Origin of the sequence: Xylanimonas sp. McL0601 (genome assembly GCF_049852175.1) — a bacterium.
GTDB lineage: Bacteria > Actinomycetota > Actinomycetes > Actinomycetales > Cellulomonadaceae > Xylanimonas.
This window is the reverse complement of sequence record NZ_CP187527.1, coordinates 1,623,667-1,642,063: the sequence shown is the minus strand read 5'-3', so window position 1 is coordinate 1,642,063 and position 18,397 is coordinate 1,623,667. Positions and strand designations below refer to the sequence as shown.

Here is an 18,397-nt window from a genome sequence, read left to right as displayed (position 1 = left end):
CTCACGACCGGTCGAGCTCCAGCTCGAGCATCGCCTGGTCGGGCTCTGCGGCCTCGGCTCCCGCGCCCTGCGCAGACTCGGTGAGCTCGTCGAACGGGACCGGCGCGATCTGCGAGTCCTTCGAGTCGCGGCAGGTCACGAGCGCGATGCCGCCCACGTAGTCCTCCAGGGTCTGCAGGAGCTTGAGCGGCGTCGCCAGGATCATGTGGAACCCGAACTCGCGGAAGATGTCGAGCGCCATGCGCGTGAACGTGGCGTCCGCCTTGTCGAACGCCTCGTCCATGACGACCGACCCGAACGACGGCACGTCCTCGGCGTCCCGCGTGAGCTGGTACCGCAGCGCCGCCGCCAGGCAGAACACGACAAGCTTCTGCTTCTGGCCGCCCGAGCGCCCCTCCCCCGAGTCGTAGACGTCGACGACGGTCAGGTCCGCGTCCACCTCACGCCCGACGAACCGCACGTGTCGGCGAGTGTCGAGGCACTGCGCGCGCCAGCTGCGATCCGCGGTCTCTGACGATCCGAGCTGGCGCATCACCCGCGCCAGCACCGCGAAGCGCGCCTCCGCGTCCGCACGGTCCTCGTCGGCGGCCAGCGACCCGGACGCAATCGTGTTGAGGTCGCGCAGGAACTCGACGGCGACGGCCGGCCGGGCCTCGTCGACGTGGATCTGCAGGTAGCGGCCCGGACCGAACTGGCTGCGGCGCAACGAGTCGTTGATCGGGTCGACCCGGCGCCGGATCTCGCTCGGCGCCCGGCGGATCTCCTGGGCGAGCAGACCGATGTTCTGCTGCGACTGCTCCCGCAGCAGGTCGAAGAACCGATGCTCGAAGTCGGGCAGCCGGTCGGCGCGCAGGCCCCCCAGGATCTTGAGGAACCCTTGCCGGTCTTCGGCGTCGTCGGTCAGGTCGCTGGCCAACGCAGGCCAGCGCCGCAGGAAGTCCCCCGCAAGCGTGGTGATCTTGCGCTGGGCTTCGTTGCGGGTCGCCAGCGCCTCCCGCCCACGCAGGTGGAGCGCCTGGGAGACCTTGCGCGAGTCGCCGTCGATCGACTGGTGGGTGACCTGGCGTGTGGCCCGGACCGCGTAGAACTCGGCCTCTAGGAGTGCGGCGACGCTCGGCGTCACCTCTCCGATGTCCGCCGACTCCAGCTCGCGCACCGACGACTCGAGGATGGCCAGCTCGGCGCTTGCCTTCGCGGCGGCCTTGCCCGCCTCTCCGTCCTCGGCGCGCACCTCCTCACGTTTGGACTCAGCAACGGTGAGCAGGTGCTGGGACTGCCGCAGGTCGCCGTCCGCCGAGAGGAGCTCGGCCCGGGCGCGCGTCGACTCGGAGACCTTGCGCTCGCGTGCTGCGACGTCGATGGCCGGCCACTCGATCCCCCCTGCCGAGCCGAGCACCCGCAGCCTGTTCTGGTGCGCGAGATTGTCGCGCCTCAGCGTGCCGAGCTCTGAGTCGAGCCCTTTGAGCTCGTCGTTGGCGGCTCGAAGCTGGTCCAGGAAGAAGTCGACCTTGGCCGCGTTGTCGAAGCCCAGCACCCAGCGCGACCGGTCGTCGACGGCGAACCGGTCGTCCTTCTCGTACGACCGCTTCGCCCGCTTCACCTGGCCGGCGCGCGTCACCGCACGGTCGGCACCGGCGAGCTCCGCCGCGGTCTCGACGCACAGGTAGTCGAAGCGGCGGCCGAGCTCGGCGTTCAGCCACGCCCGCATCGGATGGTCAGCCACATCCACGCGGTACAGGAGCGAGTCCTCCGACGACGGCCGGCGCGGCGCGTCCGCGACCGCGGGCACCACCTCGAGCTTGAGGTGCGCCCGCAGGTGTGCGGCATCGACCGCGGCACTGACCGCAAGCTCGTGCGCTGCGGGAACGAGCAGCACCGTGGCGAACGGGCGCAGCACCCGCTCGATCGCCCCCGTCCAGTCGGCGTGCGCGGACCGGACCTGGACCAGCTCGGCGGCGTACGGAAGCGATGACCTCGGGAGCCCGGTCGCCTCGACGATCAGCCGACGCGCGTCGATCAGGGCCTTGCCGACATTGGACCGCTCGTTGCGCAGCGCCTGCAGCTCGGCGGTGATCACATCACGCCGTTCGGCGCGCCGCGCTCGCTGCTGGTGCAGCTCGCGGACCCGGGCCTCGGCCTCCTGCTGGTCGCTCTCGGCGGCCGCGACCATCGCCGACGCCGTGCGCTGAAGCTCGGCCAGGTCCTCGAACGACTCCGGCATCGCGATTCCGACCGAGCTCAGTTCCCGTTCCAGTCGGTCCCGCTCGGCCCGCGTGTATGTCAGCGCGGCGGTCGCCGCGTCAAGCTGTGCGTCCAGCGCCTCCAGCCTTGCGCCGCCACGGGCGTCGACCAGCGCCTGAGCCTCCCTCACCCGCAGCTCGGCCTCGTTCGTCGCCGTGTGCGCGAGCCGCTGTGCCTCGTCCATCCGTGCAGCGAGGTCGGACGCTCCCGCGAGCGCCTGCCGGGTGAGCTCAAGCTTCCAGGACTGCGTAAAGTCGTCGAGCGCGACCGACAAAGCTTCCGCGTCCTGCGCGGCCGCGCCGGCGTCGTCGTACTCCTGCGACAGGGCGGCCAGGGGCGTCAGGTGGTTAACCTGCTCGCGCGCCTGGACGACGGCGTCGTGCGCCTGGGAGAGCTCGGTGAACTGCTCGACGGCCCGTGTGGCGATGGCGAACGTCGAGGGTTCGTCGAGCATGAACGTGCGGAAGAGCTCGTCGAGGGAGCCGAGGTTCTTCGCGGACTGTGTCTTGTGGAGGAGCAGGATCGCGCGGTCCCCCGTGATGCCGAGTGCCCTGGAGAACTTTGCGGCGAAGCGCGAGTGGTCCGGCTGTACGTCGGCCGCCGGCCAGCGCCGCTTGATCCCGCGCATGTCGAGACCGTTGCGGGCGAACTCCTCCAGCTCGAGCAGCCTGAGCTGGTCGTTGAGCATCAGGTGGAGGTCGTGCACCTCCCCGGGGCTCGTGGCACCGCGCTTGACGTGGAAGAGCTTGACCAGGGTCACCACTTGCGGGGCGCCATCAGGCCTCGTGGTGCCGTTGGCGTAGCGCAACAGGATTCCGCTCCAGGTGGCGCCTGTGCGCAGGTACTGCGTGGCGATCTCGCCGGTGTCGCCGTCGGCGGCGCGCCGCCAGGCGCCACGCACGTACGACAGCACCGTGCGGTCGTCGGCACGCGTGGACCCGTCGGCCGCAGCGGCGTTGAACCGCGTCTTGCTCCGGGGCGTCAGGACGGCGGTGATCGCATCGACGAGGGAGGACTTGCCGGAGCCGGAGTGGCCGGTCAGCAGGAATCCCTTGCGGGCGACGTCGATGGTGTGGTGCCCGTGGAAGGTCCCCCAGTTGACCAGCTCGAGGTGCTCGAGCCGCCACTGGCCGGGGTGCACTGCGGTCATTCCTCGTCCTCGCCCTCGAACTCGGCAGTCTCGCTGGTCGCACCGTCGGGCGTGCCGCCGCCGAGCAGCCGCTTGTACTCCGCGCTGACCGCGGCGATCTCTTCCGGCCCGAAGACGAGCCGGAGGACCGGCGAGACCTCGAACCGGCCTTCCGTGCTGATCTTGGCCAGCAGGTTCTGTTTCTCGAACTTGGTCCACGAGGCGTTGATGCGCTTGGTGAACCCGGCCTCGTCGGTCGAGGAGGCCGCCCGGTAGACGTGGAGCTGCTCGAACACCTCGTCCTTGCCTACGATCACCCGCCCAGATCCGCCCGAACGGACCAGCTCGCCCCGCAGGTGGAGCAGCAGAACCGTGTCGATGAAGGTCAGCGGCAGGGTCCGTACCACCTGCGGAGCGGTGCCCGCATCGGTCTGGGCACCCCGGATGAAGGCGATGCCCAGAGTGGTGTCGACCACCAGGTCCAGGAAGATGTCTGCCAGGCGGGACCGGATCGCGTCGGTGTCGGCGACCAGGGCACGCCAGACGTCGCCGTGACGTTCCGCCGACACATACGGTCCTTTCACCAGCGCCGCGAGCGCCCGGCGAGAGGGCTCCCGCAGGGTGCCGGTGTCTCCGCGCCACAGGCGGTCGCCGCCCTCTTGGGTGGCCACTTCCGCTCCGTCCGCCCCTGCGATGGATGTCTCGGTCAGGGCTGTCTCGTTCATGGCAAGGCGTCCTCGAACAGGTACTCAGGGACGGTGGCCCCGCGCGTCTCCTGCGGCCTGACGCCGCCGTCGGCGGACGTCGTCGGCCACTGCACGTGCTCCAGGCGACCGGAGTCTGTGCGCGTCGCATGCTCCTCGGCGAGCACGAGCAGCCCGACGACGGAGGCAACTCCTTGCGTCGCGGGCCGCGCGTCGAGGATCTCGGCGAGGGTCGACGGCCCGCGCTCGGCAAGCACCTCGTTGACGTTCCGAGTGAGCTCGTCGAGGTCGATCTCCGACGCCCGCACGAACTCGCGGAGCGCGGCAAGGTCGGCTGTCGCCGATGGTGCCGAAGCGACGAGCTCGCTGGTCTCGCTGTCCGCAGGGTTGAGCAGACGCAGGGCCGAGATCTGGCTGGCCGTGACCGCGGTGAGCCGCAGGTCGATGCCCAGCGACCGGTAGGGCTGGACCTGCTCGGCCAGCGAGCTCGCCTCTGCGAGCGCCTCGCGCGCGAGCCGGTGCACTCGCCTGTCTTCGGCCAGCTCCTCGCTCTGGACGAACCGCCTCAGGCTCCGGCTGAACGACGTCATGACCTGGTGGATCTCGCTGCCGCCGTCCTGCAGTGCGGGCAGGAGCCGGGACAACGTCCGCACCTGCTCGCGGGTCAGGCCACGGGCGAACGGCCGCCGCATCAGCTCGTCGACCTCGTCCTCGAACGTCGCAGACCGCTCGGCGTCGAGCACCAGGGCGTAGAAGGCCGCGAACGACCGTCCGGCGTCGGACTCGGCGAGGAGATCGACGCCGCGGAAGACGTCGTCGAGCACCGCACCGCGAGACTCCGGCTCTTCGACGAGCCGTGCACGCAGGTCGCGGTTGAGCTGCTCGAGCGAGGCGCGCACGCGTGCGAAGTCCTCGGGCACCTCCGCAGTCAGGGACAGGATGTCGACGACGCGCTCGAGGGCGCGATCTTCCGGCAAGACGTCGGTCTCGCCCGCCGACAGCGCAGCGATCCGCGCATCGATCCGGTCCCGTTCCACCGTGAGCGCCGCGATCCGGCGTGTGACGTCCGGGTCAGTGTCGACGGAGAGCTGGTGGATGCGCTCGACGATCGTCGCCAGCCGCGACTCGGTGACGCTCGGCCGGGGGTCGGCGAGCTGCTCGACGAACCGGATAGCGACGAGCGCGCCCTCGCTCAGCTCGTACACCTCCTCGCGTGCCTGGCCCGGACGGCGGACGAGGTACCCGGAGGCGAGCCAGTCGCCGCAGTACTGGACGGCGGTCCGCGGCAGCTCGAAGCCGTGGGCGCGGAGCTCGTCCAGGTCCGCCTCGACCGCCTCGAAGAGCAGCGGCGCCGCCATCGTCCGCGTCTCCCCGGCGAGGTGGCTGCCCAGAATCGCAACAGCCACCGGTGCGTTCGAGGCGCGCAGCAGCGACCAGGCGCTGTTCGTCGCGGCATGTCGCCGTGCCGCGAGTGCGGCGCTCAGTGCTGTCACGCGGAAAGACTACGAAAGGACACCGACACTCCCGCTCGCCGCCGGTCTCGACATCGATCCGCGACGAGGCCGGTGTCCTGGGCCGGCGGCTTCAGGCCCCCACTACACCCTCGACCGTGAAGCGCCACCAACGGACGTGTGTCGCGCTCTGTCGCTGGAGGTTCGTGCGGAAGGTGAGCTGTCCTGGGCGTACAGAAGGAGGGTCAACGGCCCGCAAATGTCGTTCTCCATCAGGTTCGACGTGCCGTGCGCCCGGAAGTCGCGGCGGTCGGGTTGCTGCTCAGCCGCGGCGCAGCCGCTGGGCGTAGACGTCCAGGACCTCGATGATCCCGTCATGCTGGTAGACCCGGTTGCGCTGCATGCCGGTGCGTTCCTCCAGGACCCCGGCGTCGACCAACTGGCCGAGCGCGCGCTGGGCGCCCATGCCGTTCATGCCGAGCCGCTCGATCAGCAGATTGGCGTTCACCACGGGGTGGGCCACCAGATGCGGCAGGACCTTCCAGGCACCGGCATTGCGGCGCACGCTCGACATCCGGTCGCGGGACCACTCCACCTGCACGGCCAGGTCGTCGACCAGCTCGGCTCCAGACGAGGCGGCGAACCGGCTCGCGTCGGAGAACCCCTCGATGATCGGGCGGGCGTCGCCGTCACGGTAGGCGCCGAGCGCGCGGAAGTAGCCCTCAGTGTCGCGCAGCAGCCCGGCGGAGACGGGAGCTGTGGTGCTCGTCAGCACGCCTTTGGACTTCAGAAGGGCGTGCACGAGCGCTCGGCCGGTGCGCCCGTTGCCGTCGGCGAAAGGGTGGATGGTCTCGAACTGGGCATGCGCGATCGCGGCCTGCACCAGCACCGGCATGTCGTCTCGGCGCATGAACGCCACGAGGTCGTGCATCGCAGCGGGCACGTGCTCGGCCTGAGGCGCGATGTGGCTGGCACCGCGTGGCGTGATTCCGCTGGAGCCGACCCAGACCAGGCCATCGCGGTAGCGGCCGGCGTGCTCCTGCGAGCCCGACTGAGCCTCCAGCAGTTCGCGCTGCATCGTCAGGATCGCGTCGGAGTCCAGCCGGTCGGCGAGATCGAGCGCGGCCTCCATGGCGCGCACGTTGGCAACGACCACCTCGGCGTTCTGCGAGCTCGACTGGTCGATCTCCGCCAAGGCCAGTTGCCGCGCGCCCACCGTCAAGTTCTCGATCTGCGAGGACGAGGTGGACTCCGTGCGCAGCAGGATCGAGGACATAGGTCCGAGCGTCGGGCTGTCGGCACCGAGGACCGACCGCGCGTAGGTGTCAAAGCGCACCAGCGCGGTGGTCGCGTCCTCCGCGTCGGCGGCAAGGCCGGTCGGCAGGCTCGGGGTGTAGTCGGCGATCGGCGGGGTCACGGTCGAGCGGTAAGGCCCGCTGGCGGCAGCGACGCGGGCACGACCGTGCAGCCCGTCGGGCTCGGCCTGCCACACGTGCTCCTCGTAGCCCATCGCAGGCACCGCGACCGGAAGTGGTGTGACCATGCGCTCCATCTTAGTAACACTTCTGGGCAATGTGTTCCTCAGCGACTCCTGCAAGTCACACTTCGACTCACCAGATTGGCTGCGGTGCGGGCCAGATCGGGTCTCCGAAGGTGACGTCGACATGCATATGTTGCGTGCCCCGCGATCCGACAGCCCGAGGACGCCTGCGACATGCTCCGCCGTGACCACGGGCTGAGCGAACAGCGTGTCGGACAGGGGCCATGCGGAGAGTTCGATCGTGCCTTGATCTGCTCTCGCCAACGCGCGCGGAGGTCGCCGATGGACACGGCGAGCGCACGCCCGTTGGCTGTGGCCCCCATCGAGGCCTAGGCGACGTCGGCCACGATCCTGTCGACGTCGCCGTCCCGGTAAAGTGACGCGGCTCTCCCGGCACGAGCCCGGCATGGAACGAACCACCTTCGCGATGGACCGGCCCCGTCGCGCCCAGCCGCGGACGCGTGCCGCCCTACCGGGTGTTGGTGATCAACCGCTCCCGGTTGAAGGTGGCGGAGACGAAGCGCAGCGCAGCGACGTCGAGCATCACCAGCACCGCCGCCGCGAGGACCGCGAGCTTGGCTGTGGCGTGGATGATGTCGTTGGCGATGAGAGCGGCCAGGAACACGACCGGGAGACCCACCAACGTGCCCAGTTGCTGGGCCACGCGGACGTCGGTGGCCCGAGCCGAGATCGCCATGCTGAGCCAGATCGACAGGAGCGCTATCGGCGGTGTGAAGAGCACCTGGATCACGATCTGTTGCCACGGCAGGATCGCTGACGCCACCAGCGGGTCTGCGAAGAGCCGGACGACGACCACGAAGATCGCGAAGACGCCGTAGGCGACACCCAGCGAGGGCAGTAGCGCAGCCACCGCCTTGCCCAGCAACAGCTCCTCGCGCCGGATCGGCGTCCCCAGCACCGGTTCGAGCGTGCCCTGTTCCCGCTCGCCGACCACCGCGAACGAGGCGAGGAAGGCCGGTGCGATCGCGGGGATGCCGAGCATGAAGAGCATGATGTGCGCGCGCGCCAGCTCGGGCGCCGATGACGCGCTCAGGCCGAACACCGCCACCAAGGGCTGGACCAGGAAGACCAGGGGGACGATCGCCATGGTCAGGACGATCGACGTCTTGCGGCGCATCTCCCGCAGTTCCTTGCGCATGATCGCCCGCACCCGTCGCACGCTCATGCCCCTACCCACTCTCGTGATCAGTGTCGATGGCCGCGGGGTCGATGAGCTCGAGGTAGACGTCCTCCAACGACCGCTGCGACCGGCTGATGGAGAGCACGTCGGCGCGGGCGGCGACGAGTGCCCGCGTCACCCCGGGTGCGGCCACCGCAGGGTCGCTCACCGTCAGCGCATAGCCGGCGGACTCGTCCGCGGCCCAGCCCGTGACGCCCGGCAGACCGCCGAAGGTCGCGACGGGGTCGGGCAGCGGCGCGACGAGCCGGACCGTGAGCGACTGGGCGAAGATCTGGTCGCGCAGCTCGTCCGGACGACCGACCGTACGCAGGGTGGTGCTCAGGATGGCGACCCGGTCGCAGAGGCGCTCGGCCTCCTCCAACCGGTGCGTGGTGAGGAAGATCGTCACGCCGCGCCGGCGCAGACCGCCGATCAGCGCGTGCACCTCGCGCGCGGCAACCGGGTCCAGCCCGGCAGTCGGCTCGTCCAGGAAGAGCACCTGCGGGTCGCTGAGCAGAGCCCTGGCCAAGGCCACGCGCTGCCGCAACCCCTTGGAGAGGGCGCCGCACAGGTCCCCGGCCCGGTCGGCCAGCCGCACGGCGCGCAACACCCCGTCGATGCGCTCCCGCGGACCGTCCACCTCGTACAGATCAGCGAAAAACTCCAGGTTCTCCCGCACGCTCAGGCGCAGGTAGAGCCCGGGCGACTCCGGCATGATCGCGATCCGCCGGCGTATCTCGACCCCGTTCTCGGGCCGCAGCGGTATCCCGGCCACCACCGCCGAGCCCGCAGTGGGCTCGAGCAGCGTGCCCAAGGTCCGCACGGTCGTCGTCTTGCCCGCACCATTGGGGCCGAGAAAGCCGAAGACCTCGCCGACGCGGACCTCGAACGAGACGTCGGAAAACGCGACGCGGTCGCCGAAGCGCTTGCTCAGGTTGTGCACCTCCAGGGCCAGCCCGCCCTGTGACTTGACCACGACTCAAGAAGATAGGCGCAGGCCAGGCCCATGGGAAGAGCCCGGACGACTCAGAACGTTGCACGTGACGGTGAGGTCGCCGTCGCCGTCCGCATCAACGGCCGGGAATGTGGCTGATTGTCATTTGTCGTGGCAACTCCAGGTGTCCACGACTCCCCGAGACGCGAAAGCCCAGGTCCGCGGAATTCCGCGGACCTGGGCCTCCGACCCGACCGGCCGCCGAAGGGCGGCCGAGAGATCGATCAGAAGTTGATCCTTTAGGACCGCGTTCGCGGATCGTTGAAATTCCGCGGTTTCTGGAATTGCCTTTGCCAGTGTCGTGCCCCCTACGTGCCCCTGAGAACCGGGCTTGGTCAGGGCCGAGCCATGTGTCCCGAGTCTACCCAAGGAGGCCCCGCATCAAGCCGAATCGAGCGCCTCCTCCGGGGTGGCGCAGAGGAACGCGGGGCACGCCTGTCAGCAAGGATGCGACAGGTCCCGCCGGTCGGCTGCCCGTTGGCCAGAAGTGCCGCGAGGCCTCTGGCCTTCCGCCAGGCGGTGTTCCCGACCGGCCCCGGGGAGATCCCAATGACGCTCAACCGCTCGTCATGACCCGCGGCATCCACGGTGTAACCCGATTTCCCCACCCGACAGCGACTGGGTCGAGGGGTCTGCTGCACGGATAGGTGACACCTGACCTGTGGTGCCGTGAGGTGCTGCTGGAAGGATGTGCACCGTGCCCGGACCCCATCCCAGGGAGTTCCGTGACGACGTCGAGGCCATATCGAACGCACCTACCACCGTCGACGACGCCGGGCCCGCCCGGGTCGCCTGACACCCATCGAGTACGAGACCATCAACACCCCTCAGGTCGCACTCGCCGCCTGAGACCCGCTGTCACCTATCCGTGCAGCAGACCCGAAGGCGCGACACACCGCCCGCTCTCTCGGGTCCCTGATGGGACTACTTGCGGAGCGTGCTCGCGTAGTCTCGGGCCTTGCGCGCGAGCTCGAGCTCGTGTGCGGCGTCGAGCTCGTCTGCTGCGCGGGTCAGTTCGCGCAGGGCCGTCTCCGGGTCTCCCTGCATCGCCAGTGCCTCGCCACGAAGCCGCCTGGCGTTGCCGATCCCTCGATGGAGCTGGATGCTCTTCGCCGCCTCGAGCGCTTTGCTCGCCCAGAGCAGCGCCTCGGCTCCGTTTCCCAGACGAAGGTGGCGCACCGCGCTGCCGATGCCCGCCTCGGTTCGGGTGAACTGTGCCAGGTGGTGGCTCATCGGCGGATCTGCGGAGTCGACGATGTCGAAGACTTGCTGGTGCAGCTCCGCCGCGTCTCCCAACCGGGCGAGGTCGTCGAGCACTGCGGCTGCGGCGAGGGTCGCCTGGACCCGGCCGTCGGTGTCGCCCGCCGTCGCGAGCAGGTCACGTGCGGTCACTGCGGCCCCGAGTGCGTCGTCGAGGTCCCGCAGTCGCCACTGAGCCCAGCTGACGTAGAACCACGCCCAGCCCTCGAGCCCTTGGCTGCCGGCTTCTTGTGCGGCTCGCACGGACACCCGCGCTGAGGCCAGGGCTTGTTCGAATGACTCGATCTCCACGAGCTGCGCCCACGCCAGGTACCCCATGTGGACCGCGTGCTCTCTCGGACCAAGTCGTGTCGCGGCCGCTGCAGAGAGCCCGAACACCTCGTGCCACGACCCCCAGCGCGACCACAGGTCGGAGAACCAGTGCAGCGAATCAGCAACGTCCACGACCGTGCGGTCGTCCCCGGCGTTCGCCGCCGCACGCAGAGCCGCCAACCAGTTCACTGACTCGTCACGCAACCAGTCCCGTGCCTGATCGGCGTTGCGGAACTGCGTGGCGCTCGGGGCGTGGGGCGCGCGCGTCGCAGCGTCGGACTCGGTGCCTGCGCTGACCTTCTTGGGCTCGAACCACGCGCCGGCCGCGCAGGTGGTGGCCAACAGGTAGCCGAACAGGTCCCTGTGGGCTCGTGACTGTTCGTCCGTCGTGGAGTCGTCGCGCAGCTTCTCTGCAGCGAACAGGCGTACGAGGTCGTGGAACCGGAATCGGTTGCCGCGCAGCGACTGCAGGAGCCCCAGGTCGGCCAGCTCGTCCAGGTCGTCGCGCACCGAATGCTGCGCGCCGCCGATCGAGGCAGCTGCCAGGTCGTGGCCGAAGCTGCCTCCCGGTATCACCGCGAGGGTCCGGAACAGCGTCCTGAGCCGGTCGGTCAGCTGCTCGTAGGACACGGACAGCGCGGCCCCGACGGCGAGGTCCCCGGCCCGCAGCTGGTTGAGCCGGGCATCGTCCGCGCTCAACCGCTCGACGATGTCGGCGACGCGCCACTGGGGTTGCGCGGCCAGCCGGTTGCCTGCGATGCGCAGCGCAAGGGGCACGCCCTCGCACAACGTCGCCAGCTCCTCCAGGGCGTCCTTGTCCTGCACATGCTCGGGCACGATGCGTTCGAGGAGTCGCAAAGAGTCCGCCGGGGACATGGAGGTCAGCGTGATCCGGCGAACGGATTCCAACCCGGACAGGCTGCGTCGTGCGGTCACGATGAGTGCGCACTGCGCCCCGACCACCCGCACCGGTCGGATCTGGCTCTCGGTCTCGGCGTTGTCCAGCAGCACGATCGTCGGTTCCCGCGACGCGGCGTCCCGCCACAGGCGCACCGCGGCGACCATGGTGCGGGCCTGGGGAACATCGCCGGGCGCGACTTGCTCGAGAAGGAGCCGCAGGATCTGCAAAGGCGTCAGCGGGTTGCCCGACAGGCCCCTGAGGTCGACGAACAGCCGCCGCCGCACCTGCTGGGGGCGGTGCATGGCCTCGATGACGAGCGTCGTCTTGCCGACGCCGGCCGGGCCGCAGATCACGACCAGGGGCGCCTGCCCGGTGTTCTCGTCCCTGGCCACGGCCAGCAGGGCTGCGTCGAGCTCGGGACCGCGACCGGTGAAGTCGTCGACCCTGACGGGTTCGAGGAGCGATCCCGATTTGGGCTCGGGGGTGCGGCGTGCCTGGCCCGCCAGCTCGAAGACCTCCCGAGCTTCGTCGGGCGCCAGGGCCAGCGCGGTCACGAGTGAGGTCAGAGTGCGCCGCTGCGGTGCCCGGCTCGCGCCGCGCTCGAGGTCGCTGATCGTGCGGTCGCTCACGCCGGACGCCTCCGCAAGCCCTTCGAGGGTGAGCGCCGACCGGAGCCGGTGGTCACGAAGCAGCCGCCGCAGGGTGCGCTGCCCGCTCACCATCCCCTCGTCACCTCAGAACCCGACAGACCACGAGACTGCGTGTGTTCTTCGTGGTGGAAGGCGGCTCGTTCGCATGGGATGGGTCTCACCGGGTCATCATCCGGCACCACCACCGAGAGGGGCCCGCCATGCCCACCACCGAGACGACCGTCGTGCTGGTCCACGGAGCGTTCGCCGACGCCGCGAGCTGGGGCCCGGTCACCCGGGCACTGCTCGACCAGGGTGTGAAGGTCCTCGTGCCACCCGTGCCCAACCGCTCGCTGTTGGGTGACGCCGCCTTCATCAGGCGGTTCGTCGAGCAGATCGAGGGCCCCGTCCTGCTGGCGGGACACTCCTACGGCGGCGCCGTGATCACCGTGGCCGGCGCCGCGGAGAACGTGGTCGGCCTCGTCTACGTCGCCGGCTACGCGCTCGACGAAGGCGAGAGCCTCGGGCAGCTGCAGGGCGGCTTCCCCGACTCCGAGCTCGCCGCGAACCTCGTCTACCAGCCGTACACGCTGCCCGACGGAACCGACGGCACAGACGTGTCGGTGAAGATCGACGCCTTCCCGGCGGTCTTCGCCGCCGGCGTCGACCCGAAGGTCGCCGAGGTCCTCGCCGTGTCCCAGCGCCCGCTGTCGGCCACCGCCTTCGGGGAGACGGCTCCCGTGGCGGCGTGGCGCACCAAGCCCGCCTGGGGCATCGTCGCCGCGGCCGACCACACCATCAACCCGGACGTCGAACGCTTCGGGTACAAGCGCGCCGGCCTGCGGACGATCACCGAGCTCGATGCACCACACCTGGTCATGCAGACCCACCCGGCCGAGGTCGCCCACGTCATCACCGACGCCCTCGCCGAGCTCGCGTGACCCTGGCCGCCCGTCGCCACCCGCTCCACGCACCCGCTACCGCAAAGGAATCCCTCATGAACGGCAACCCGCACAACATCTCGCTCGAGCCGGCCGCGCAGGAGTTCGTCGACGCCACCGCGAACCCGCCCTACCTCTACGACCTCGGCCCCGTCGAGGGACGCAAGGCCGTGGACTCCGTCCAGGACGCAGAGATCTGGCAGCCCGACGTCGACGAGCAGTGGATCACCGTCGACGGCGGACCCACCGGCACGGTCAAGACCCGCATCGTCAAGCCCAAGGGTGCGACGGGATTGCTGCCTGTGATCGTCTACACCCACGGTGCCGGATGGGTCTTCGGCGACGCCCACACCCACGACCGCCTCGTGCGCGACCTCGCCGTCGGCACCGGCTCAGCCGTGGTGTTCCCCGAGTACGACCGCTCCCCCGAGGTCCGCTACCCCCTGGCGAACGAGCAGTCCTACGCCGTCGCCACCTGGGTCGCGAAGTCCGGGACCGACGAGGGCCTGGACCCCTCACGCATCGCCATCGCCGGCGACTCGGTCGGCGGGAACATGGCCATCGCCCTGACCCTCATGGCCAAGGAACGCGGCGACGTCACCTTCCGAGCCCAGGTGCTGTTCTACCCCGTCACGAACGCGGCGTTCGACACCCCGTCCTACGAAGAGTTCGCCGACGGGTACTTCCTCTCACGCACCGGCATGAAGTGGTTCTGGGACCAGTACACGACCGACGAGGACCAGCGCGCCGAGATCACCGCTTCGCCCCTGCGCGCCACCACCGAGCAGCTCACCGGCCTCCCGCCCGCCCTGGTCATCAACGGCGAGGCCGACGTCCTGCGCGACGAGGGCGAGGCCTTCGCCGGCAAGCTCCGTGACGCCGGCGTCCCCGTCACCCAGGTCCGCTACGCCGCGATCATCCACGACTTCGTCATGGTCAACTCCCTGCACGAGACCCACGCCGCAAAGGCCGCCATCGCCCAGGCCGTCGCCTTCCTCAAGGACGCCCTCACCGACTGAGCCCTGATCCACGGCCAGGCTGCCGCGCGTGGCTGTCCGGGAAGTCGAAATGCCCTTCTGACGTGGGAGGATACGGGTGTGACGCTCGTATCCGGACCACGCAGAGGGGCACTTCGTCAGTGGCGGCGAACGCCGCCTGGCTGGCCTGCGCGGTGATCGCGTTCACCATCTCCCGTGCCGCGGTGCGCTCCGGACTGATCGGTGAGGCCGAGCTCGCCCGGCCCGACCAGCCACGTACCGCCGTCGCGCACACACATGAGTTCGGTCTGCCGCAGAAGGCCTGACTTGGCACCGACGGTGTGCGGCACCAGCGCCGACATGAGCAGCCCGCTGGCCGTGAGCCTTCCGCCGGTGAGCCGCGGCATGGCCCGCTCGAACGGCGGCATGATCCGGGGCCCGACGCGCCGGAACCACGACGTGCGCAAGACCCATGCGACGGCCGCGCGAAGCGTGCGGAGCGGCGATGGGCGACGATGCGGCCGACGTCCCAAGTCAGCCGTCGGGGTACCGTCACGTCCATGTCCACAACGGTTCCCACTGCCCCCATCGTCGCCGCCGGTCTGGTCGGCGGGTTCGCCGTCGGGCGGGCCACCAAGCAGCGCCCGCTGGCCGGGGTCGTGCTGGCGGCAGCCGGCGTGACCGCAGGGATGCAGTGGGCCAGGACGTCCGGCCCCGCAACGACCGCCGCGCTCGTTGCGACCTACCTGGCGGCGTTCGGGCTCTCGCACCCGCTGGCGAAGAAGATCGGGGCGTGGCCGTCGGTGTTCACCGCCGCGGCAGTTTCCGCGGCCGCCGCCTGGGTGCTCAACGACCGCCGCGGCTGAGGTCGCCGGCGCACATCAGGCCACGTCGAGGGAGTCGTCCTCCCCCGCGTTCCAGCGGTGGGCCAGGACGCGCAGGACGCGGTTGGTGCGCTGACGGTCCGCGCGGCGCTCTGCGCGAAGCCCGTAGCCGCCGTGGCACATCTCGCACGAGCACAGCCCGTGCCCGTCCCACAGCCACTGCCAGTGGCAGCCGCCCGGGCGCGACCACAGGGCGTCGCGGTCGAACGGGTCGGCAAGTTCGCACACGCCGTCGGCGTGGTCGTGGACTTCGACGCGGGGAACGTCGCGACGGGCGACGCGGACGCGGAGAGGAAGATGAGCGTCGGTACGAGACACGAGGGCCTCCGAGGGTCTCAGCAGCCCCAGCCCGCTATCCCTCGGTGAGGGACGAACTGGGGCTATGGCTTGAGCCCCTCGCGCGGTCGTGTCCTCATGCGCCCCATCGTGGCACGAGCCCCCGAGGCGCCGTCCACAGAAGTCGCCGAGCGATCCACACTCGTCGATCCCTCCCCGAAGTTGAGCCCATGAGCGCTGACCGGCGCACCGACGAGGTGACCGAGTTGCCCAGGCGCGCTTCCGGCGGAGCTTGTCGAGTCAGATCAGCTCGACGCTGTCGGCCTGCGGCCCCCGGTCACTCTGACGCACCTTGAACCGGACCCGATCGCCCTCCTCGAGGACCTCGCCACCCCTCATGACCGACACGTGCACGAACAGGTCCGCGCCCCCGGCGTCGGGGGTGATGAAGCCGAAACCGCGCTCCGGGTCGTAGCGCGCGACGGTTCCCTCACCTCCGCGCACAGGCCCCCCGGACGCCCCGGGACGGCTCGACCGACCGCGCTCCGTGGCCGTGCGCGTACTCCCGGAGCCGCGCACCAGTTGCACGTTGCGGGCATTCGGCCCCTTGTCGCCGTCGACGACGTCATACGTCACGCGGGCGCCCTCCGATAGTTCGGTCACCCCCGAGCCGAGCGCACGGACGTTACAAAGACATCCTCGCCACCCGAGTCGGGCACGACGAACCCGAAACCCTTGGTCCCGTCGTACCAGGACACCGTGCCGTCCGCGCCGTCGGATGCCGGCCGTGCAACCTCCGCCTTGAGCGGAAGCAGGTGGTCCGCCTGCGGCCCCTTCTCCCCCTCGACAACAAGGAACGCCACCCGCTGCCCCTCCGAGATCACACCGCCCCCGACGATGGCCGAGCTGTGCACGAAGACCTCGACGCGACCGTCGTCGGGACTGATGAAGCCATATCCCTTGGCCGGCTCGTACCAGGCGACGGTGCCGAGCACGCCGACGGGCGCGTCAGCGGCCCGGTCGCCCGTGATCTGGACGCGGCGCGCCTGCGGGCCACGGTCACCCTCACCGACCTCGAACTCGACGACCTGCCCCTCGCGGAGCAGCCTCGGTCCGTCGCCGCCGACGATCTCGGAGGCATGCACGAACAGATCCTCGGCACCGTTCCCGAGATCGAGGAAGCCGAACCCTCGGTCGGCGTCGAACCATCGGACAGTTCCCTGGGGCACCCAAAACTCCTCATCTCGGCAGACAATGCTGTTACCCATTGTCCCCCCGACAGAACCGCAGACGAGTGGGTCACCCGCAAATCGCGCGCGCTGCGTCAGGCGGCGGCGTTTCTGCGGGCCACCTGGCTTCCTGGGGACACCTGGCTCGACCAGTAACCGCTTCGACGCGGCGAACGGCCAGCAGACCCCCGATCAGGGGCCCAGAGCCACGACGAAAGGCCCCTGACCTCAGCGTTTCCGCCGGCCAGAGGGCCTTGACTCGGCCCTTGAAGACCCCTGAGACGAACTTGTACACCTGGGCCGCCTCACCGGACCCGTCGCCGTTCGCCCGCTTCGACTCACGCGCCGCTTGCGCAGGTCGGTCTTCAAGCGCCTATGCCAGGCGGCGACAGGGAGCCGTCGTTCTATGGGGCACCAGCGGGGCACCGGATGGCTGGGAGCGTCTACTGGAGTCCTCGCGCGTCCACGTCCGGCGGCAACATCAACGCAGGTCAGAGCCAACAAACCCCTGATGGTGGGCCCGGCCGGTCTCGAACCGACGACATCCACGGTGTAAGCGTGGCGCTCTACCAACTGAGCTACAGGCCCTTGCCCGCACCCGAGGGCGCGGACCGCACGCCGATGCGCGCGACCCCCAAGGATAGGGGACTCAGACCTCCGCGAGCGCGGCCCGGTACCCCTCGAGATCCCGTCGCTGGCCCCGCGGGTTCACGACGGACCACCGCACCACGCCGTCGGCGTCGATGAGGAACGACCCACGCAGGGCGTGCCCGCGCTCCTCGTCCAGCACGCCGTAGGCGCGGGCCACGGACCCGTGCGGCCAGAAGTCGCTGAGCAGGTCGAACCCGAAGCCCTCCTGCTGCTGCCACGCCTTGAGCGCGTAGACCGGGTCGGTGGAGACGGCCAGCAGCCGCACCCCCGCGGTCTCGAACTCCTCGATGTTGTCCCGGAGCTCGCACAGCTCGCCGGTGCAGATGCCGGAGTACGCGAACGGGTAGAACACCAGGAGCACGGTCTCACCCCGCAGGTCCGCGAGGTGAACGGGCGTGCCGTGCGTGTCGGGCAGCGTGAAGTCGGGCGCGGGGTCACCGGGCCGAAGGGGCATCAGCGCCCGCGCCCTCGGTTCGACAGCTGCGTCGCCGACCAGTCGTCCGCCACGGCGAACGTCGTCATCGCATGCAGGCCCGCGGTCGTGGCGGACTCCTGGATCTCGTCGTGGCCCACGTGGCCCGAGCGGCCCGGCTTGAGCGTGAACAGCCACACCGCGCCGCCGTCGTCGAGCACCGTCAGGGCGTCGACCAGCATGTCGGTCAGGTCGCCGTCGTCGGCGCGCCACCACACGATGACACCGTCGGTGACGTCGTCGTAGTCCTCGTCGACGAGCTCGCCGCCAGTGATCTCCTCGATCGCCGCGCGCAGCGCGTCGTCGACGTCGTCGTCCCAGCCGAACTCCTGTACCACCTGGCCGGGCGTGAACCCGAGGCGGTCGGCCTGGGGATCCGTCTGCTTACCCACGTGGTTGTTCCATTCCTTCCTTCGGCAAAGTCGACGCCGGGCCGCCGTGCGGTCCGGGATGGTGGTCAACGTAGTCCACCTGAGCGCCGCGCGCCTTGTCATCCGCACGACGGCGGCACTCGCGGCGCCCACGGAAGCCGTCCAGCGACGTCGGGCGGGCGTTGTTGAGCGGGCAACAGCATGACCGACGTCACGACTTCCGCCCACGAGATGCAGTGTGCGGGTGGTGCGGAT

At 70.0% G+C, this 18,397-nt stretch carries 17 protein-coding genes and 1 tRNA gene; 5 read left to right on the top strand and 13 right to left on the bottom strand.

The window, feature by feature from the left end:
• Position 1: 1 nt before the first annotated feature.
• From ACO4JP_RS07495 to ACO4JP_RS07465, 7 genes are all read right to left on the bottom strand, one after another.
• Complete coding sequence (locus tag ACO4JP_RS07495; RefSeq protein ID WP_425956752.1) at positions 2 to 3,391, bottom strand: ATP-binding protein; 3,390 nt, start codon at positions 3,389 to 3,391, stop codon at positions 2 to 4.
• Positions 3,388 to 4,095 (bottom strand): DUF4194 domain-containing protein, encoded by a 708-nt coding sequence (locus ACO4JP_RS07490; protein WP_425956751.1) that lies wholly within the window; start codon positions 4,093 to 4,095, stop codon positions 3,388 to 3,390. The genes ACO4JP_RS07495 and ACO4JP_RS07490 overlap by 4 nt, the downstream gene beginning before the upstream one ends.
• A complete protein-coding gene (locus ACO4JP_RS07485; protein ID WP_425956750.1) occupies positions 4,092 to 5,567 on the bottom strand; it encodes a DUF3375 domain-containing protein in 1,476 nt (491 codons plus the stop codon). The genes ACO4JP_RS07490 and ACO4JP_RS07485 overlap by 4 nt, the downstream gene beginning before the upstream one ends.
• Positions 5,568 to 5,847: 280 nt before the next feature.
• Complete coding sequence (locus ACO4JP_RS07480) at positions 5,848 to 7,077, bottom strand: Fic family protein (RefSeq protein WP_425956749.1); 1,230 nt, start codon at positions 7,075 to 7,077, stop codon at positions 5,848 to 5,850.
• 457 nt (positions 7,078 to 7,534) lie between these two features.
• Entirely contained in the window at positions 7,535 to 8,236 is a 702-nt protein-coding gene (locus ACO4JP_RS07475) for an ABC transporter permease (RefSeq protein WP_425956748.1), read from the bottom strand.
• 19 nt (positions 8,237 to 8,255) lie between these two features.
• A complete protein-coding gene (locus tag ACO4JP_RS07470; RefSeq protein ID WP_425956747.1) occupies positions 8,256 to 9,221 on the bottom strand; it encodes an ABC transporter ATP-binding protein in 966 nt (321 codons plus the stop codon).
• Between the two features lie 942 nt (positions 9,222 to 10,163).
• Positions 10,164 to 12,434, bottom strand: coding sequence for an NB-ARC domain-containing protein (locus tag ACO4JP_RS07465; RefSeq protein ID WP_425956746.1), 2,271 nt, complete (start codon positions 12,432 to 12,434; stop codon positions 10,164 to 10,166).
• Between the two features lie 128 nt (positions 12,435 to 12,562).
• On the opposite strand from ACO4JP_RS07465, the gene ACO4JP_RS07460 reads away from it, so the two are divergent.
• The 4 genes from ACO4JP_RS07460 (at position 12,563) to ACO4JP_RS07445 (ending at position 15,125) form a co-directional block, all read left to right on the top strand.
• Positions 12,563 to 13,282 (top strand): alpha/beta fold hydrolase, encoded by a 720-nt coding sequence (locus ACO4JP_RS07460; protein WP_425956745.1) that lies wholly within the window; start codon positions 12,563 to 12,565, stop codon positions 13,280 to 13,282.
• A gap of 56 nt (positions 13,283 to 13,338) precedes the next feature.
• Positions 13,339 to 14,301, top strand: a complete 963-nt coding sequence (locus ACO4JP_RS07455) for an alpha/beta hydrolase (protein WP_425956744.1) — start codon at positions 13,339 to 13,341, stop codon at positions 14,299 to 14,301.
• Between the two features lie 119 nt (positions 14,302 to 14,420).
• Positions 14,421 to 14,585: a hypothetical protein gene (locus ACO4JP_RS07450; protein WP_425956743.1), complete on the top strand. Its 165-nt coding sequence runs from the start codon at positions 14,421 to 14,423 to the stop codon at positions 14,583 to 14,585.
• 234 nt (positions 14,586 to 14,819) lie between these two features.
• Entirely contained in the window at positions 14,820 to 15,125 is a 306-nt protein-coding gene (locus ACO4JP_RS07445) for a hypothetical protein (RefSeq protein WP_425956742.1), read from the top strand.
• A gap of 15 nt (positions 15,126 to 15,140) precedes the next feature.
• Here the strand turns inward: ACO4JP_RS07445 and ACO4JP_RS07440 are convergent, their stop codons facing one another.
• The 3 genes from ACO4JP_RS07440 to ACO4JP_RS07430 all read right to left on the bottom strand — a co-directional run bounded on the left by ACO4JP_RS07440 (position 15,141) and on the right by ACO4JP_RS07430 (position 16,648).
• A complete protein-coding gene (locus ACO4JP_RS07440; protein ID WP_425956741.1) occupies positions 15,141 to 15,371 on the bottom strand; it encodes a hypothetical protein in 231 nt (76 codons plus the stop codon).
• Positions 15,372 to 15,719: 348 nt separating this feature from the next.
• Positions 15,720 to 16,055 carry a cold-shock protein gene (locus ACO4JP_RS07435; protein WP_425956740.1) on the bottom strand — a complete coding sequence of 112 codons (336 nt, stop codon included), beginning with the start codon at positions 16,053 to 16,055 and terminating at the stop codon, positions 15,720 to 15,722.
• Positions 16,056 to 16,078: 23 nt separating this feature from the next.
• Complete coding sequence (locus ACO4JP_RS07430) at positions 16,079 to 16,648, bottom strand: cold-shock protein (RefSeq protein WP_425956739.1); 570 nt, start codon at positions 16,646 to 16,648, stop codon at positions 16,079 to 16,081.
• Here ACO4JP_RS07430 and ACO4JP_RS07425 point away from each other — a divergent pair.
• Entirely contained in the window at positions 16,559 to 16,804 is a 246-nt protein-coding gene (locus ACO4JP_RS07425) for a hypothetical protein (RefSeq protein WP_425957151.1), read from the top strand. The two genes, ACO4JP_RS07430 and ACO4JP_RS07425, sit on opposite strands and share 90 nt — an antisense overlap.
• Before the next feature lie 356 nt (positions 16,805 to 17,160).
• On the opposite strand, the gene ACO4JP_RS07420 is transcribed toward ACO4JP_RS07425, so the two are convergent.
• The 3 genes from ACO4JP_RS07420 to ACO4JP_RS07410 form a co-directional block, all read right to left on the bottom strand.
• Positions 17,161 to 17,236, bottom strand: a tRNA-Val gene (locus ACO4JP_RS07420).
• A gap of 61 nt (positions 17,237 to 17,297) precedes the next feature.
• Complete coding sequence (locus ACO4JP_RS07415) at positions 17,298 to 17,753, bottom strand: peroxiredoxin (protein WP_425956738.1); 456 nt, start codon at positions 17,751 to 17,753, stop codon at positions 17,298 to 17,300.
• Positions 17,753 to 18,163: a DUF3052 domain-containing protein gene (locus ACO4JP_RS07410; protein ID WP_425956737.1), complete on the bottom strand. Its 411-nt coding sequence runs from the start codon at positions 18,161 to 18,163 to the stop codon at positions 17,753 to 17,755. The genes ACO4JP_RS07415 and ACO4JP_RS07410 overlap by 1 nt, the downstream gene beginning before the upstream one ends.
• Between the last annotated feature and the right edge of the window lie 234 nt (positions 18,164 to 18,397).

Coding starts and splice junctions, on each gene's coding strand:
- ACO4JP_RS07490 (WP_425956751.1), bottom strand. CDS start 4,095: ATGAACGAGACAGCCCTGACCGAGACATCCATCGCAGGGGCGGACGGA.
- ACO4JP_RS07465 (WP_425956746.1), bottom strand. CDS start 12,434: ATGGTGAGCGGGCAGCGCACCCTGCGGCGGCTGCTTCGTGACCACCGG.
- ACO4JP_RS07455 (WP_425956744.1), top strand. CDS start 13,339: ATGAACGGCAACCCGCACAACATCTCGCTCGAGCCGGCCGCGCAGGAG.
- ACO4JP_RS07445 (WP_425956742.1), top strand. CDS start 14,820: ATGTCCACAACGGTTCCCACTGCCCCCATCGTCGCCGCCGGTCTGGTC.
- ACO4JP_RS07425 (WP_425957151.1), top strand. CDS start 16,559: ATGCACGAACAGATCCTCGGCACCGTTCCCGAGATCGAGGAAGCCGAA.
- ACO4JP_RS07415 (WP_425956738.1), bottom strand. CDS start 17,753: ATGCCCCTTCGGCCCGGTGACCCCGCGCCCGACTTCACGCTGCCCGAC.
- ACO4JP_RS07480 (WP_425956749.1), bottom strand. CDS start 7,077: ATGGAGCGCATGGTCACACCACTTCCGGTCGCGGTGCCTGCGATGGGC.
- ACO4JP_RS07460 (WP_425956745.1), top strand. CDS start 12,563: ATGCCCACCACCGAGACGACCGTCGTGCTGGTCCACGGAGCGTTCGCC.
- ACO4JP_RS07495 (WP_425956752.1), bottom strand. CDS start 3,391: ATGACCGCAGTGCACCCCGGCCAGTGGCGGCTCGAGCACCTCGAGCTG.